Source organism: Exiguobacterium sp. s78, assembly GCF_018618985.1.
GTDB classification, from domain to species: domain Bacteria; phylum Bacillota; class Bacilli; order Exiguobacteriales; family Exiguobacteriaceae; genus Exiguobacterium_A; species Exiguobacterium_A abrahamii.
In genome coordinates, this window is sequence record NZ_JACSNB010000001.1 from 155,251 (window position 1) to 171,043 (window position 15,793).

The window sequence follows — 15,793 nt, forward strand, 5'->3', positions numbered from 1 at the left end:
AGGTTAAACGATGAAACGTATCTTATGTGTCTTTCTGATTGGTGTCCTCTGTATAAGCGGGACACTCGAAGGACAGGCAGCGTCAAAAGAAGAACAGCAAACATTAAACGATTATCGGAAGTTGAAGTTCGGACTGACACTGACGCAAATCGCAAAAGTCGTCTACGGTTCATCATACAAGGAACATCTAACACAAAAGAATGGTGCAACGGTCTTGAAACAAAAAGCGAATTGGGCGAAGCAGGATAAAGGATATCGGTCCCGGTCGTATTCATTCGTGGATCAGTCGAAGACCCTTCCGAGTCGGACGACACTTGAGTTCTATACGAAGAAAAATGGAAAAACGTATTATCTCGCTCAAAAAGCGATTCAATTTTTAGCGGATACGAATACGGGACTTCGGGAGAGCACGCGGACACTGAAGCATGTGACGTATGTTCAGGGAGATGAGACAGAAGAAGAGCTCGACGCACTGTTGTCAGGAAAAGGATTAGGTCAGGTTGGAATGCGCTGGTCATGGGACTTTACATCCGTCCAGACGAAACAGGAACGGAAAGCGTATAAGTATAAGGGACGGATCAAGATTTATATCTTCCAAAGCTCTAATCCAAAGAAGCAAATCGATATGACGATGAAGTTTGATGATCAGCAGAAGCAATATAAGGTCAACAACTATAGACTCATTCCGATTGAAGCTCCTAAAACAAAATAAGCAGACAATCATGTCTAACAGTCATCATGAAGGAACAATTAGAAGGGGAAAATAGAAATGAAAGTACTAGCAAAACTGATGGTTTTCGTAATCATAGTGATGTCAATTTTTGCTCCAACTACAGCATCGGCAGCATCCAAAGAAGCACTACAGATCAAACAAGAGTACAAAGCACTTAAGTTCGGTATGACGCTAACGGAAGTCGCAAAGACGTTATACGGAAAAGAGTACCGGAAATACATCAAGAAACAAAATGGTAGCGTCGTCTTTACGAAAAAACCGGGAACGACCGATAACGAACAAGGGTATCGGTCCCTCGGATACGTACTTGATCGCCCCTCTAAAAACCTTCCAACGACAACGCTTCTTGAATTTAGTACGAAACAGCACCAGAAGACATATTATCTGACACAAAAAGCGCTGTACTATCAAGCCGATACGGAAAACGGGTTGTATGAAAATAGCCGGACACTCATGAAGTCAGCGTCATTACGCCACGGGATGACGGAGAAACAACTCGACCAACTGGTGTCCGGCAAAAAGCTTGGACAGGTGTCAATGTATTTTAGTTGGAACGTTTCGTCCGTTTTCAAAGAAAGTCCGATGAAAACGGGGCGCTACAAAATCTATCAATTCCATCGACCACATTCGAAAAAGATGCAGGTCGTCACCTTGTCCTATAACAAGCAGAAAAAGCGATATGAGGTTGATACAGAAATCGGGATTTCATTGAAATACGAAAAATGAATAAGGATGATTCATGGAGTCATCGAGGAGAGTAGGAAACAGATATGAAACGCATCATGATATGGTCACTCTGTTTAGTACTGTTGCTTGGTCTGTTTGTTCCAGGAACAGTATCCGCAGCAACAAAAGCAGAAACGCTTGCGACGTCACAGTACAAAGGCTTGAAAAATGGAATGACGATGGAACAAGTCGCGCAAGTCCTGTATGGCAAGTCGTATCAGAAACACCTGAAGAAAAGAAACGGATCGACTGTTCTTAAACTTCCAATCAACTTCGAAGGAGACGAAGAAGGACATAAACAATTGATCCATGTCCTCTCCGATTCGGCAACACCCCATCTCCCGACTGAACTGGTCTTACAATTCATGACGAAAGAGAAGAGTGCGAAGTATCGCTTGGTGACGAAAGCCTTGTTCATCGAACGGAAGACGAAGACAGGATATCGTGAAAGCACACGGACGCTCGTCAAAGGTGCCGTACTCCAGAACGGGATGACGGAAAAAGAGCTGGATGCGAAATTGACGGGGAAAGGTCTTGGTAACTGGACGATGCTCGGTCATATGGATACAGCGTCTGCTTATACGCTGGACGAACAAAAAAGAGGATTTGCTGAAGTGTCTCGGATCAAAGAATATGTCTTTAGATCGACGACGAACAAGTGGAAACATGTCGAACTGACGTATAGCGAACAAAAAAGAACCTACCAGGTCAGTGATATTCGGACGATTAAGACAAAAAACTAAAGCACGTGCAACAGAAAGTGAGTGAAATGGATGCAGAAGTGGAACGTAAAACGATGGCTTCTCATGGTACTTGTCGCAATAGTTTCTTTACATCCAGTAACGGCGGGTGCTGCAACGAAGGCTGAGACGATCGCCACGAAACAATATCGTGCTTTAAAGCCCGGGATGACGGTGGAACAAGTCGCCAAAGTCCTCTATGGCAAGACGTATAAAAAACAACTGAAGATGAAAAACGGTTCACAAGTCTTACGATTGAACACAGAAATTGAGATGGAGGAATGGGATCGGAACGTCCTTCTCTATGATCTTGTGAATCGAAAAGTGGAATTCCCGTCAGCGATCGGTGTCCTGATGTTCATGACGGAGACGGGCGGAACGAAGTATCGGCTGACGATGAAACAAATGGAGTTCAAACGTGACACGGCAGCCGGATTCCGGACGAGCGATCGTAAACTGATCAAAGGTGCGAAAATCAAGAACGGGATGACGGAGCAACAAGTTGATCGATTACTGACGGGGAAAGGGCTCGGAGCATTCGGGACACTCGGTCACGTCGATACGACATCCGTTCTTCGAAAAAAAGAAGTCAAAGCAGGGAAAGCAACGATCATTCATACGAAATCATACGTTTTTCCGACAGCAACACATAAATGGCAATACATCTTTTTCATCTATGACACGAAAAAGAAAGCGTATCGTGTCGAAGATCATAGTCAGTACTAAAAAGGAGAGTAGAGTATGAACACGACCTTCATGAAAATCACAGTGGCAACAATCATCGCGGGATCAACACTCTTTAGTGGAACGGCATCGGCGGCGACGAAAGTCGAGACAACAGCGACAAATCAATACACAGCACTCAAAGCGGGTATGACGATGGAGCAGGTCGCAAAAGTCTTATACGGCAAAGACTACAAAAAACAATTAACGACGAAAAGCGGTTCACAAGTATTGAAGACGAAAGAAGAGTTTAAGGACGTTGAAGATAAGCGTAAAGAAATTTATTACGAAATCTATGATCGGAAGGCAAAGATTCCTCCGACTTTGATGTCGCTCGGTTTCATGACGAAAAAGAACGATTCCGTGTATCGTCTTATTTCGAAACAAGTCGAAATGGGACGGAATACATATTCCGAATACCGAGAGAGTACACGGAAGTTAAACGCGGGCGCTAAAATCAAGACAGGAATGACGGAGAAACAACTCGATGGTGTGCTCTCGGGGTCTGGTCTTGGGGAATGGGCTGGATTGCTTGAGGAAGATGCACGAAGCGTCTTCGGTGCGAAAGAAATCAAAGACTATGAGATTGAAGCGTTTAAAGGAAAATTGTATGTCTTCCAAAAATCGACGAAATCACGTGTTTACGTTGAGATGAGTTATGACACGAAAAAGAAAGCCTACGTTATTGAAAATCACGAGACATTCTAAAAAGGAGATAGGAACATGAAAATGACATTTACGAAAGTTGCAGTAGCAACAGTACTCGCAGGAACGACTTTATTCGGAGGAGCGGCATCGGCTGCGACGAAAGACGAAACGAAAGTAACCGATCGTTACACCGCATTAAAAGCGGGGATGACAATCGAGCAAGCAGCAAAAGTCATCTATGGGAAAGATTATAAGAAACAACTGACGAAAAAAAGTGGTTCGACGGTACTAAAGAAAAAGGCGGAATTCACGACCGTATCACAAGGTCAAAAAACAACGGCATACACGTTCTCTGATGAAAAGAACTTTACGAACATATCTGTGTTTCAGTTCATGACGAAAAAAAATAGTTCAGTCTATCGTTTGACAGGAAAATCACTAGATCTGTTTCGTGTTGATAGTTACTCAGGTGCTCGTGAAAGTAAGATGAAACTGCTCAAAGGAAAGAAAATCAAGACGGGTATGACGGAGAAACAATTGGATGCAGTATTATCTGGTTCAGGTCTTGGCGAGTGGACAGGAGTAGACTCGATTGACTGGACATCGATTCAAACGAAACAAGAACTAGACTATGGACTCGGAATCAAGGCACTCTCTAAAACATACGTATTCCCGACTTCGACAACACAACGTAAACTCGTCATTATGAACTATGACTATGAGAAAAAAACATATACGGTAGAAAGTCAAACATCACTCTAATGAACGAAAGAGCTTATCTGAACGATAGGCTCTTTTTTTCATCTTTTCCCGTTTTTGACAAATCGCTCTCAAATTTCGTTATACTCGGACTGTAAGTTTTTTCATGGATGACCGATACTAACGAGAAGCAAAACACAGAAGGGAATGGACGCAGTTGGAACGAGTCAAAAAAAGACGTAAGGTGAAAAAACGCTGGACACCACTGAAAATCATGCTATTGATTGCACTTGTCCTCGTCGTCGGTGTCGGCGGATTCATCGGCTATACATATTATCAAGTCGACCAAACGGTCAAAAAAATTCAATCCCCCGTCAAGAATACGGGAGACAAAGTCGTCGAAGAGCAAAAGCCGGTTTCGGTTCTGTTACTTGGTGTCGATCAACGTCCAGGAGAGCGCGGACGCAGTGACTCAATCATGGTCATGACATTGAACCCGACACGAAACGAAAGTCGATTGATCAGTATTCCTCGGGACACGAAGGTTGATATCGTCGGAAAAGGAACAAATGATAAGATCAACCATGCGTATTCATTCGGTGGACCGGAGATGGCAATCAAGACAGTCGAAAAGTTTCTTAATATCCCAATCAATTACTATGCAGAAATCAACATGGAAGGGTTCACGTCCCTAGTTGATGCAGTCGGTGGGGTGACGGTCAATAACGACATCGACTTTACGGTCAGTGGGACACACTTCCCGGTCGGTAAAGTTAACTTAGATGGAAAATCAGCATTGAAATTCACACGCATGCGTTATGAAGATCCACGTGGAGACTTTGGTCGACAAATGCGTCAACGGGAAGTCATCGCCCAAGTCGCAAACAAATTATCATCCGATGTATCAGTCAGTAATTTTAATGCAATCATGGATGTCGTCGGGAAGAACGCACAAACGAACGTTTCATTTAAACCGATGCGTACTTTAGCATTTGATTACATGGATGCCTTCCGTAACCAGAAGAATTTGAAACTCGAAGGAACGGGTGGAAAAGAAGGCGACGGAATTTATTACTGGCACCCGACAGAAGATTCATTAAAAGAGACACAAACGGCATTACGCTATTCACTCGATATGGAATGAACAAAAGCACCGAATCTCACGGATTCGGTGCTTTTCGTTTAGAACGATTGTTCCGCTAGACGAATCCGACTGATCGTTCCGTCTTTTGCAAAACGTTGGAGACGATACGAGTTACTCGTGACGAGTCCTGTCGATTCCGTTTCTAGTTGAAGTGGGGCGAGTGAGGCTAATTGCTCATTCGTAATAGTCGTCTCCGTCCAGTCAATGGCGATGACCTTGTTGTCCTTCAAGACAAAAAAGTGATTTCCGTAAAACAGGTAGTCATGCAATTCATCATTGAAAGTCCGATCGGCTGGTCCATAAAGACTATTCAGTTCTTCACTACTTTTGCCGATAAGGTCAATGAGGGTCCCGGTAACAAAACTCGTATCGAGCTGATCGTTGACCCACGTCAAAAGCGTTTCATCAGCAAGTGGTTCACCTTCAAGCTGTTTTGTTGTATCGGACGTTTTAATATACCCCGTTAAATCATCCGACAATTCGATTTCAGTCACGCCGTCATTTTTCTTGACGATGCGATATCCGTCACCGAAATCGGCTTCGTACAGCAATGTCGTCATCGACTCTTCCCGATAGATGTTGCTCGAACGTGTTTTGACGTATAGGACATCATCAACAGCGGCAGTCTCTTCTGGTGCTGTTGGTTTCTTTTCCTTCGTTTTTTCAACTGTGACCGGTTTTTCGACAGTAGCCTTTGGTGTCGTATCTGCAGATCCTACGAAGTATGTCGAGTAGACGTAAGTTCCACCGGCTCCAAGTAAGAAACAAAGAATCAACAGCGCGATCCAGCCCCAAGGTAACGGTCGTTTTGCTCCAGCATGCTTGATTTCTTTCTCTTTTTTACGTCGTTTTGGTTCCGGTTCGCGTTGACTCCGTGAAAGAGTCGGAAGTGGTTCTTCTGCCTCGTCCGGGAGTGGACCATCTTCGTCCAAGATTGGACGAGCGACTAATGTACCGTAAAAGTCAGCTAATGTCGCATGATGTTTTCCGGCGAGAAATGCATTCCATTCGTCGACCGTGACGGTATCTTCGTCATAAGGAATCAGTGGCGGTTGACCGGTAATTCGGATCATCGTATCCGTCAAGGATTCCGTCGAAGCAAGACTCGAACGAATCCGTTCATGAAGTCGTGCGATATCTTCCTTCGAGTGAGATGTATAGAATTGTAGCGCTTGTAACGAGCGATGCATAAAGAAATTCCTCCTATGTCGAGATACGGAAATGAATGTAAAAAGTAACAATTCATCTTTTATTATACGCAATGTTTTTCAATAAACGTATGTCATTTCCTAAAAAAACATCAACCATTTCCCAAATATTTGTTATACTGAGTCCTAGTTGATGTAGGAAAGTCACTGAATTAGACAAATAAAGGAGAATAATTAGACCATGAATGAAACGATTAGCTTGCAGGAATTATTTTCGATTTTACGTAAATCGTTCTGGCGCATCTTGGCGTTGACGATTGTCGCCGCCCTCATCTCATTTGCCGTCAGTAGCTTTTTGATTAAACCGACGTATCAAGCAGGGACGCAAATTCTCGTCACACCGAAGAAACAAGACAATGAAGTCATTGATGCACAGTCTGTCCAGTCGTCTGTCACATTGGTTAATACATATCGGGTCATCATCAAGAGCCCGGCGATTTTAGAACAGGTTCAAAAGGAAGTTCCGAACGCACCAACGAATATGAATGCTTTGAACAACATGGTCACGGTCGAAAGTGAGCAAAACTCTCAGGTCATTAACGTTTCGGTCCAAAGTACCGATGCAGCATTAGCATCCAACTTGGCGAACTCGATTGCTGAAGTCTTTAGTTCAGACGTTCAAGAATTAATGAGTGTTGATAACGTTACGGTCTTGTCGACATCAGGTATCCCAACGTCACCTGTCAGTCCCAATATTATTTTGAACACAGTAATAGCAGCAGTCGTTGGATTCTTACTCGGTGTCGGTCTTGCTTTCTTACGTGAAGTACTCGATCGTCGCATCCGGACAGAAGATCAGGTCCAACAAATTCTTGATCTCCCGGTACTCGGTAGTATCCCGGATATCGACAGTAAAGTATTCAAGTCATCGTCAAAAGCAGCAAAACGAGAGGCGGTCAAACAATATGGCTAAGAAGAGCAAAATGAACAAAGATGCACGGAAACTGATTACGGTCACGCAACCGAAGTCACCTGTTGCTGAGCAGTATCGAACGATCCGGACGAACATTGAATTCATGGCTGTCGATCGTGAGATTCAAGCAATTCTTGTCACCTCCGCAACACAAGGTGAAGGAAAATCAACGACGTCATCAAACTTGGCCGTCGCTTACGCGCAACAAGGGAAAAAAGTATTGATTATCGATACAGATATGCGTCGCCCAACGGTTCATTATACGTTCCGTGTTGCGAATGGTCTTGGACTTTCGAGTCTTTTAACTCGCCAAGCGGAAAAAGAAAAGGCAATCTTACCAACGAAAGTCGATAACCTATCAATTTTGACAGCCGGTCCGATTCCGCCGAATCCAGCGGAGCTCTTGTCGTCACGTGCGATGGAGCATCTAACGGAACAACTACGTGAAGAATTCGACATCATCATCTTTGACGCACCGCCATTACTACAAGTCGCCGATAGTCGGATTACTTCGAAACTAACGGATGGTGTTGTCCTTGTCGTCGGTTGTACGACATCTGATCGTCAACGAGTGTTAAAAGCGAAAGAACAGCTTGAACTGGCCGAAGCGAAAATTCTCGGTGTCGTCTTGAACCGTCGTGAACTGACGGATGATTCAGCATACCAATACTACTATTCCTATGAGTGAGGGACATCTATATGGTTGATATCCACTGTCATATCTTGCCGCTCGTCGATGACGGTCCGGCCAGTGTCGAACATGCCTTGCAGTTAGCTGAACAAGCCGTCGCAGAGGGGGTGTCGCGGATCATCGCGACTCCACACCTCTATCATCCACAATTCGAAACAGAAGATGTCGATGTCCAGTTGACGGTCGATGAGTTCAATGTCTTGTTGAAACAACGTGATATTCCGTTAACCGTCTATCCAGGTCATGAGATCCGGTTGATCGGTGAGTTGATGGAAGCGTTAGAAGCAGGACAAGCGCTGACGCTGAACGATTCACGCTATATTTTGATCGAGTTTCCATCAAGCGGAATTCCATCGTATGCGCGCCAAGTCTTTGCAGAATTAATTTCCGATGGTTATATCCCGGTCGTTGCCCATCCAGAAAAGAATAAAGCAATCATTCAAAATCCATCGTTACTTTTTGAATTGATTTCAAACGGTGCGATCAGTCAGGTGACGTGTGCCAGTTTGATCGGGAAGTACGGAAAGGATGTTCAGCGATTTGCGATTGCCTTGCTTGAGAATGGGCTAGCCCATCTTGTGGCAAGTGATGCGCATCACCTCGAGAAACGTCCATTCTACTGGAAGCAATGCGAACGGATGCTTGAGAAAACATTCGAAGATTGGTTGATCGATGAGATTTATGAAAACAATGAAGCCGTTCTCTTGAACCAACTCGTGACAATCAATCCCCCGAGTCCTGTCGAGAAGAATTGGAAAGGACAGTGGGTGTAACATTTTTTGTCAAGGTAAGGGAAAGAGAGTGAATTGGCACTCTCTTTTTTCTATGTTAACGCTTACATTATTAAATTATGGAAAACTTTATGGAAAATGACATGTTTCCTGTGTTATTGTATTTTACATAAAGAATGGGATTGATAATATAAATTTCCAATTAGAATTTGGAATGAGGAGTGAACTAGATGATGCGAGTTAAAAAAGCAGTCATTCCAGCAGCAGGGCTCGGAACACGTTTTTTACCGGCGACAAAAGCGATGCCAAAGGAAATGTTACCGATCGTTGATAAACCAACGATTCAATACATCATTGAAGAGGCGATCGAATCAGGAATCGAAGACATCTTGATTATTACTGGTAAAGGGAAACGCGCGATCGAAGATCACTTTGATTCCGTACCGGAGCTAGAAGCGAACCTGATTTCGAAAAATAAATCAGAATTACTTTACTTAGTCGAAGAGACAACGAAGATTAACATTCATTTCATTCGTCAATCAAAACCAAAAGGTCTTGGGGATGCGATTCTTCAAGCGAAAGCATTCGTTGGTAATGAACCATTCGTCGTCATGCTTGGTGATGATATCGTTCAGGCTGAAGTGCCTTGTACGCGACAGTTAATCGAACAATATGAAATCACGAATAGTTCGATCATTGGTGTGCAACCTGTTCCAGAAAAAGATACACATCGTTACGGAATCGTTGATCCAAGTACGAGCATCTCAGAGCAATTACATAAGGTAAAATCTTTCGTCGAAAAGCCAGCACCAGGAACAGCCCCATCGAACTTAGCGATTTTAGGGCGTTATCTACTCACGCCAGAAATCTTTAAATATCTTGAAACACAACAAATCGGATCCGGTGGCGAAATTCAATTGACGGACGCGATTACACGACTCAATGAAATGCAGCGGGTCTTTGCCTACGAATTTGATGGTAAACGGTATGATGTTGGTGAAAAATTAGGATTCATTCGAACAACACTCGAATTTGCCTTGAACCGTGAAGATTTAGGGGAAGACGTAGCAGCGATGATGGAAGAGTTGTTACAGGCACACAAATCACAATCGCTTGTCTGAAAATCAGTATGTCAAATATTAGTTGAAAGGAGTGAATGTTCGTGAAGAAGTATTATTATTACCGGACGATTTTACTGGCATGTATGGATGCCTGTGCATTGATGGTGGCGATGAGCTTTACATATTTTTTCTTGTATCCAAAGGAATTATTTTTATTGATCGACAGTCGTGATGTAATTCAGTCAGCGACGGTATTTGCCCTACTCTTCATCACTGTCGCGTTTCTCATGAAACTGTACCGTGTTAACTGGAAATATGCGAGTGTACAGGAAGCAATGACATTATCATTGTCCCTGGGACTCAGCTCAATCGGCTTAATAGTGTATCAAGTTCTATTCTTCGGACAAGTCTTAGAACGCATCACGCTATTAAGTTTTTGTATTTCTTTACTGCTACTTGGAGCAATCCGAGTAGGCTTACGTCTCCTTGGGATCGGTCAACATTGGCGGAAGTATGCCTTACCTCGTCGTATGATCAAGTCGCGAAAGCGGACGTTGGTCATCGGGGCAGGACGTGCAGGACGGGCATTGGTTCGTCAACTCTATGCATCACCATTCCATGAATTAAAGCCGGTTGCTTTTGTCGATGATGATCCAAAAAACATGCATTTCGTGATTCAAGGAATCGAAGTTGCAGGAACGACGGAGGACTTAAAAGCAGTCATCGAGCGACATAAAATTGAAGCCATCGTCTTAGCGATTCCATCGTTGTCACAGCAACGGCGGATCGAACTGATCACCGAGGCAAAGACACTGTGTAAGAACGTTCAAACCTTACCGATGATTGAAGAACTTGTGACGGGGAAAGTCTCGGTCAACGCGATTCGCGATGTATCGATTGAAGACTTACTCGGACGCGAACCGGTTGAACTGAACATCTCGGGGATTCGAAGTGAGATTGAAGGACGGACGGTCCTTGTTACAGGAGCCGGTGGATCGATTGGATCAGAAATTTGTCGCCAAATCATTCAATTCAATCCGACGACGTTAGTATTACTCGGTCATGGTGAGAACAGCATCTATTTGATTGAACGGGAACTTCGTAGTTTACAGACAGCAATCAATCTAGTGCCAATCATTGCCGATGTGCAAGACCAGATGCGTTTAGATGAAGTGTTTGCACAACATCGACCGGATGTCGTCTTCCATGCAGCGGCTCATAAACACGTGCCTTTAATGGAAGCAAATCCGTATGAGTCAGTTAAAAATAATGTCTATGGAACGAAGAACGTCGCAGAAGTAGCCGACCGTCATCAGGTCGAACGATTCGTCATGATTTCAACGGATAAAGCGGTCAATCCGACGAACGTCATGGGTTCGACGAAACGAATTGCCGAGATGATCATTCAGGATTTGGGGAAACGAAGTCAGACGAAGTTCGCTGTCGTTCGTTTCGGTAACGTCCTTGGTAGTCGAGGGTCTGTCATTCCACTCTTTAAGTCGCAAATTGAAGCCGGTGGACCTGTTACGGTGACTCATCCAGAAATGACACGATTCTTCATGACGATTCCAGAAGCGAGTCGATTGGTCATTCAAGCCGGTATTCTAGCTGACGGTGGAGAGGTATTCGTCCTTGATATGGGCGAACCAGTCAAAATCGTTGATCTTGCAAAAAATATGATTGAGTTAAGTGGTTTTACGGAAGACGAGATGCCAATTGTCTTCTCAGGAATCCGACCTGGAGAAAAGATGTATGAAGAATTACTAAAAGATGGAGAAGTCGATCCAGAAGCGATTTATCCGAAAATTTTCGTCGGTCGAACGAAACAAGCTGAACCAATCGAAGAAATATTACTGATGGTAGAAAATCATCAACTAAATCCATTGCAGTTACGCAATACGTTACTGGATATCGCCAATGACGTTGCGATGAAACAACAAAAATTAGTATGAACATAAGGAGCTAAAGCAAATGAGTTATATGAAAGTGAAACGGTTGTTAGGATTCATCCTAGCACTTGTGGCATGTATCGTATTGATACCAGTGTTTTTATGCATCATGGGAGCGATAAAGATTGAATCAAGAGGACCTGTCTTCTTCAAACAAAAACGAGTTGGGTTGAAGAAAAGTCATTTCAACATTTTGAAGTTCCGGACCATGTATATTGAAACACCACAAGATACACCGACTCATTTGCTTGCTGATCCGGATGTTTATATTACGCGTGTCGGGAAGTTCTTACGAAAAACAAGTTTAGATGAACTACCACAACTGTTTAACATCTTAAAGGGTGAGATGAGCTTTGTCGGACCGCGTCCTGCGTTATGGAATCAATATGATTTGATTGATGAGCGCGATAAATACAAAGCGAACGATACATTACCGGGTTTAACAGGATGGGCTCAAATCAATGGTCGTGATGAATTACCGATTGAAGTAAAAGCAAAACTTGACGGTGAATATGTTCAACGTATGGGGATTTTAATGGACTCACATTGCTTCATTGCTACAATCTTTAGCGTATTGAAAAGTGATGGAGTAGTTGAAGGTGGAACGGGTGCCGTTTCTAAAAAAGAAGTTGCCAGTACAAAGGAGTAAGTTGATGAAAAATATATTGATTACTGGTGAAAATGGATATATAGGAAATCAATTCAGTAACTGGGTTTTAGCTAATTTTCCAAATCAAATTTCTGTAGAATTTTTAAGTGTTCGAAATGATGAATGGAGAACTAAAGATTTTTCTATGTACGATTCAGTGCTTCATTTAGCTGGTATAGCTCATTCCTCAAGACATGCTAGTAATAAGGATTTATATTATCGAATAAATCGTGATTTAACTTTTGAAGTAGCGACACATGCCAAAAAATATGGTGTAAAGCAATTCATTTTTATGAGTAGCATTATTGTCTACGGAGACGCCGATTCAAGGGAGACGATAATTGACAAGCATACAGTTCCGAACCCAGCTACTTTTTATGGAGACAGTAAACTACAGGCAGAAAGTTTGTTAAATACTCTTAAAAATAACGAATTTAAAGTAGCAGTCATTAGACCGCCAATGATTTATGGTGAAGGATCTAAAGGTAATTATAGTCGACTATCTCGTTTAGCAAGTATTACACCTTTATTTCCTCATTTTATTAACAAACGGAGTATGTTGTTCGTAGACAATTTATCGATGTTTTTATATCAAATTATTGAGAGTCAATCGGAAGGATTGTTTTTTCCACAGAATAACTCATATGTAAATACGTCAGAAATGGTTCAAGTGATAGCTAAAAGTAAGAATAAAAAAGTGTTCCTAATTCCTGGTTTTCAACTATTTATAAAGCTCATGATTAAAAGGTTTGAAGTAGCAAACAAATTATTTGGTACATTCATCTATGATCAAGAACTATCTCGACTAAATGGAAATACGGATTATTGTATATATGATTTTCATGAAAGTATTTTTATAACCGAAGGGATAAAGTATGAAAAAAAATAAGCATATTTTAGTAATTAGTCAGTATTTTTTTCCGGAAAATTTTCGGATCAATGATATCTGCAAGCAGTGGGTTTCTAAAGGATATAAGGTAACAGTAGTAACAGGAATTCCAAATTATCCTCAAGGTAAATTCTTCAAAGGGTACGGATTTTTCAAGAAAAGAAATGAAGTGTATGAAGGAATTAACATTATACGTTTACCAATTATTGCGAGAGGTAATTCCTCGATTCGATTAGTTTTAAATTACTTGTCTTTCGTTATAAGTGGAGGAATTTGGTCCCTTTTTTCCAAAGTGAAACCGACACACGTATTCATTTTTGAAGTATCTCCAATGACACAGGCATTGCCTGGAGTCTGGTTTGCGCAAAGAAAAAATATTCCATGTCTCTTATACGTTCAAGATCTATGGCCGGAAAACGTGGAAATTGTAACTGGGATTAAAAATCCGCTCATTATTCAATCAATAGGGAAAATGGTTGATTATATATATAAGCATTCAACAAAAATATTAACAACTTCAAATAGTTTTATAAACGCTATCGAAAATCGTGGAGTACCAAGAGATAAAATACAATTTTGGCCACAGTATGCAGAGGATTTTTATCAAGAAATTAGCAATAAATCTGATAATAAAATAGCAGAAAAATTATCAATTATTTTCACTGGAAATATTGGTACTGCTCAAGGATTAGAAATATTACCATTGGTAGCAGCTAAATTAAAAGATATGAACTTACCTAAAAAAATAGTATTTACTCTTGTTGGGGACGGAAGATATAAAAGTGAACTAAAAAAGTTAATTATTAATCAAAAAGTAGAGGAGTACTTTACTTTTATTGATCGACAACCAGCTGAACAAATTCCTATGATTTTGAGTAAACATGATATAGCATTACTCACATTGGCAAACGATAAGTTATTTTCAATGACTATTCCAGCGAAGTTACAATCATATATGGCATGTGGAATGCCGATAATTGGGTCTGTAAATGGTGAAAGTGCAAAAATTATTGAAGAATCTGAAGCAGGGATGAGTAGTTCATCGGGAGATATTGAAGGCTTTGTACATAATATACATTCGTTTGCTAATTTATCTAAACAAGATTTGAATGAAATGAGCATATCTTCAAAAAAATACTATCAAAAGCATTTTCATAAAGACATGTTACTAGACCAAATGGATCGAGAACTTGAAAAAACTATTTAGAATGGGGTAAATATAATGTTTAAAGATAAAGTATTGCTTATTACAGGTGGAACAGGCTCATTTGGACATCAAGTTCTAAAGCGTTTCATTGATACAGATATCAAAGAGATTCGAGTTTTTAGCCGTGATGAAAAAAAACAAGATGATATGAGAAAATTAATTAACAATGAAAAAGTAAAATTTTATATTGGTGATGTACGTGACTACAATAGTGTCGAAGATGCAATGAAGGGTGTTAATTATGTTTTTCATGCAGCAGCACTAAAACAAGTGCCTTCATGTGAATTTTATCCAATGGAAGCAATTAAAACAAATGTTCAAGGATCGGACAATGTATTTCGTGCCGCTAAATATCATGGAGTAGAACGAGTTGTTTTACTAAGTACAGATAAAGCAGTATATCCAGTTAATGCTATGGGGATTTCAAAAGCAATGGCAGAGAAGTGTATGGTCGCAGCTTCACGAAATGTATCTGAAGACGAAACAGTTTTTTGTTCTACACGGTACGGAAATGTAATGGCATCACGTGGATCTGTCATTCCACTTTTTGTAGACTTAATGAAAGCAGGAAAAGATTTAACGATTACAGATCCAAGTATGACGCGTTATTTAATGTCTTTAGAAGAATCAGTTGATCTTGTTTTATACGCTTTCAACAATGCAAAGCAAGGAGATATATTCGTTCAGAAAGCACCTGCCTGCACTATTTTCGAATTAGCTACTGCATTAAAAGAGCTTTTTAATTCAACAGCCGAATTTAAAATCATTGGACCTCGTCACGGAGAAAAATCATACGAAACGTTATTAACGAAAGAAGAGTTCGTAAAAGCAGAAGACCATGGTGAGTATTATCGAATTCCAGCTGACACTCGCGATCTAAACTATGAAAAGTTCTTTACAGAAGGAAATGAAATGGTTCGAGATCATTTAGAATATAATTCTGATAATACGAATCGTGTCACTGTAGATCAAGTAAAAGAGATGTTGATGGAGTTACCATATATCCAACATGAATTACGTCAATGGAAGCAAGAAACAGTCAAAACAGATAGCATTATTGAGTTAATGTGAGGAGTTTGAAA

General features: G+C 41.3%; 17 protein-coding genes. 16 read left to right on the forward strand and 1 reads right to left on the reverse strand.

Features of this window, described 5'->3' with window-relative positions:
* Positions 1–10: 10 nt before the first annotated feature.
* The 7 genes from KNQ18_RS00785 to KNQ18_RS00815 all read left to right on the forward strand — a co-directional run bounded on the left by KNQ18_RS00785 (position 11) and on the right by KNQ18_RS00815 (position 5,413).
* Positions 11–712, forward strand: a complete 702-nt coding sequence (locus tag KNQ18_RS00785; RefSeq protein WP_214724110.1) for a hypothetical protein — start codon at positions 11–13, stop codon at positions 710–712.
* A gap of 57 nt (positions 713–769) precedes the next feature.
* A complete protein-coding gene (locus KNQ18_RS00790; protein ID WP_215083581.1) occupies positions 770–1,459 on the forward strand; it encodes a hypothetical protein in 690 nt (229 codons plus the stop codon).
* A 44-nt stretch (positions 1,460–1,503) separates the two neighbouring features.
* Complete coding sequence (locus KNQ18_RS00795; RefSeq protein ID WP_214771607.1) at positions 1,504–2,202, forward strand: hypothetical protein; 699 nt, start codon at positions 1,504–1,506, stop codon at positions 2,200–2,202.
* Positions 2,203–2,232: 30 nt separating this feature from the next.
* Entirely contained in the window at positions 2,233–2,925 is a 693-nt protein-coding gene (locus KNQ18_RS00800) for a hypothetical protein (RefSeq protein ID WP_214724104.1), read from the forward strand.
* A 15-nt stretch (positions 2,926–2,940) separates the two neighbouring features.
* Positions 2,941–3,630: a hypothetical protein gene (locus KNQ18_RS00805; protein ID WP_214724102.1), complete on the forward strand. Its 690-nt coding sequence runs from the start codon at positions 2,941–2,943 to the stop codon at positions 3,628–3,630.
* Positions 3,631–3,645: 15 nt separating this feature from the next.
* A complete protein-coding gene (locus KNQ18_RS00810) occupies positions 3,646–4,332 on the forward strand; it encodes a hypothetical protein (protein WP_058704102.1) in 687 nt (228 codons plus the stop codon).
* Positions 4,333–4,486: 154 nt separating this feature from the next.
* Positions 4,487–5,413 (forward strand): LCP family glycopolymer transferase, encoded by a 927-nt coding sequence (locus KNQ18_RS00815; RefSeq protein WP_029342698.1) that lies wholly within the window; start codon positions 4,487–4,489, stop codon positions 5,411–5,413.
* Between the two features lie 38 nt (positions 5,414–5,451).
* Here KNQ18_RS00815 and KNQ18_RS00820 read toward each other — a convergent pair whose 3' ends face one another.
* Positions 5,452–6,603 carry a hypothetical protein gene (locus KNQ18_RS00820; RefSeq protein ID WP_214724100.1) on the reverse strand — a complete coding sequence of 384 codons (1,152 nt, stop codon included), beginning with the start codon at positions 6,601–6,603 and terminating at the stop codon, positions 5,452–5,454.
* A gap of 199 nt (positions 6,604–6,802) precedes the next feature.
* On the opposite strand from KNQ18_RS00820, the gene KNQ18_RS00825 reads away from it, so the two are divergent.
* The 9 genes from KNQ18_RS00825 to KNQ18_RS00865 all read left to right on the forward strand — a co-directional run bounded on the left by KNQ18_RS00825 (position 6,803) and on the right by KNQ18_RS00865 (position 15,782).
* Positions 6,803–7,534 carry a YveK family protein gene (locus tag KNQ18_RS00825; protein WP_214724098.1) on the forward strand — a complete coding sequence of 244 codons (732 nt, stop codon included), beginning with the start codon at positions 6,803–6,805 and terminating at the stop codon, positions 7,532–7,534.
* Entirely contained in the window at positions 7,527–8,222 is a 696-nt protein-coding gene (locus KNQ18_RS00830; protein ID WP_050678204.1) for a CpsD/CapB family tyrosine-protein kinase, read from the forward strand. Before KNQ18_RS00825 ends, KNQ18_RS00830 begins: the two co-directional genes overlap by 8 nt.
* 11 nt (positions 8,223–8,233) lie before the next feature.
* Complete coding sequence (locus KNQ18_RS00835) at positions 8,234–8,998, forward strand: tyrosine-protein phosphatase (RefSeq protein WP_133207892.1); 765 nt, start codon at positions 8,234–8,236, stop codon at positions 8,996–8,998.
* Between the two features lie 191 nt (positions 8,999–9,189).
* Complete coding sequence (galU, locus tag KNQ18_RS00840) at positions 9,190–10,077, forward strand: UTP--glucose-1-phosphate uridylyltransferase GalU (protein WP_214724322.1); 888 nt, start codon at positions 9,190–9,192, stop codon at positions 10,075–10,077.
* 35 nt (positions 10,078–10,112) lie between these two features.
* The gene (locus KNQ18_RS00845; protein ID WP_251133273.1) at positions 10,113–11,969 is read left to right on the forward strand and encodes a polysaccharide biosynthesis protein; all 1,857 of its coding nucleotides are present in this window, start codon (positions 10,113–10,115) and stop codon (positions 11,967–11,969) included.
* Between the two features lie 19 nt (positions 11,970–11,988).
* Entirely contained in the window at positions 11,989–12,615 is a 627-nt protein-coding gene (locus KNQ18_RS00850) for a sugar transferase (RefSeq protein ID WP_214724094.1), read from the forward strand.
* Positions 12,616–12,619: 4 nt separating this feature from the next.
* Complete coding sequence (locus tag KNQ18_RS00855; RefSeq protein ID WP_214724092.1) at positions 12,620–13,504, forward strand: NAD-dependent epimerase/dehydratase family protein; 885 nt, start codon at positions 12,620–12,622, stop codon at positions 13,502–13,504.
* The gene (locus KNQ18_RS00860; protein WP_214724091.1) at positions 13,491–14,711 is read left to right on the forward strand and encodes a glycosyltransferase family 4 protein; all 1,221 of its coding nucleotides are present in this window, start codon (positions 13,491–13,493) and stop codon (positions 14,709–14,711) included. Before KNQ18_RS00855 ends, KNQ18_RS00860 begins: the two co-directional genes overlap by 14 nt.
* A 15-nt stretch (positions 14,712–14,726) precedes the next feature.
* Complete coding sequence (locus tag KNQ18_RS00865) at positions 14,727–15,782, forward strand: polysaccharide biosynthesis protein (RefSeq protein WP_214724089.1); 1,056 nt, start codon at positions 14,727–14,729, stop codon at positions 15,780–15,782.
* The last annotated feature ends 11 nt before the right edge of the window (positions 15,783–15,793 follow it).

Coding starts and splice junctions, on each gene's coding strand:
- KNQ18_RS00830 (WP_050678204.1), top strand. CDS start 7,527: ATGGCTAAGAAGAGCAAAATGAACAAAGATGCACGGAAACTGATTACG.
- KNQ18_RS00810 (WP_058704102.1), top strand. CDS start 3,646: ATGAAAATGACATTTACGAAAGTTGCAGTAGCAACAGTACTCGCAGGA.
- galU (WP_214724322.1), top strand. CDS start 9,190: ATGCGAGTTAAAAAAGCAGTCATTCCAGCAGCAGGGCTCGGAACACGT.
- KNQ18_RS00835 (WP_133207892.1), top strand. CDS start 8,234: ATGGTTGATATCCACTGTCATATCTTGCCGCTCGTCGATGACGGTCCG.
- KNQ18_RS00795 (WP_214771607.1), top strand. CDS start 1,504: ATGAAACGCATCATGATATGGTCACTCTGTTTAGTACTGTTGCTTGGT.
- KNQ18_RS00805 (WP_214724102.1), top strand. CDS start 2,941: ATGAACACGACCTTCATGAAAATCACAGTGGCAACAATCATCGCGGGA.
- KNQ18_RS00820 (WP_214724100.1), bottom strand. CDS start 6,603: ATGCATCGCTCGTTACAAGCGCTACAATTCTATACATCTCACTCGAAG.
- KNQ18_RS00845 (WP_251133273.1), top strand. CDS start 10,113: ATGTTCGTGAAGAAGTATTATTATTACCGGACGATTTTACTGGCATGT.
- KNQ18_RS00825 (WP_214724098.1), top strand. CDS start 6,803: ATGAATGAAACGATTAGCTTGCAGGAATTATTTTCGATTTTACGTAAA.
- KNQ18_RS00865 (WP_214724089.1), top strand. CDS start 14,727: ATGTTTAAAGATAAAGTATTGCTTATTACAGGTGGAACAGGCTCATTT.
- KNQ18_RS00790 (WP_215083581.1), top strand. CDS start 770: ATGAAAGTACTAGCAAAACTGATGGTTTTCGTAATCATAGTGATGTCA.
- KNQ18_RS00800 (WP_214724104.1), top strand. CDS start 2,233: ATGCAGAAGTGGAACGTAAAACGATGGCTTCTCATGGTACTTGTCGCA.
- KNQ18_RS00850 (WP_214724094.1), top strand. CDS start 11,989: ATGAGTTATATGAAAGTGAAACGGTTGTTAGGATTCATCCTAGCACTT.
- KNQ18_RS00855 (WP_214724092.1), top strand. CDS start 12,620: ATGAAAAATATATTGATTACTGGTGAAAATGGATATATAGGAAATCAA.
- KNQ18_RS00860 (WP_214724091.1), top strand. CDS start 13,491: ATGAAAAAAAATAAGCATATTTTAGTAATTAGTCAGTATTTTTTTCCG.
- KNQ18_RS00785 (WP_214724110.1), top strand. CDS start 11: ATGAAACGTATCTTATGTGTCTTTCTGATTGGTGTCCTCTGTATAAGC.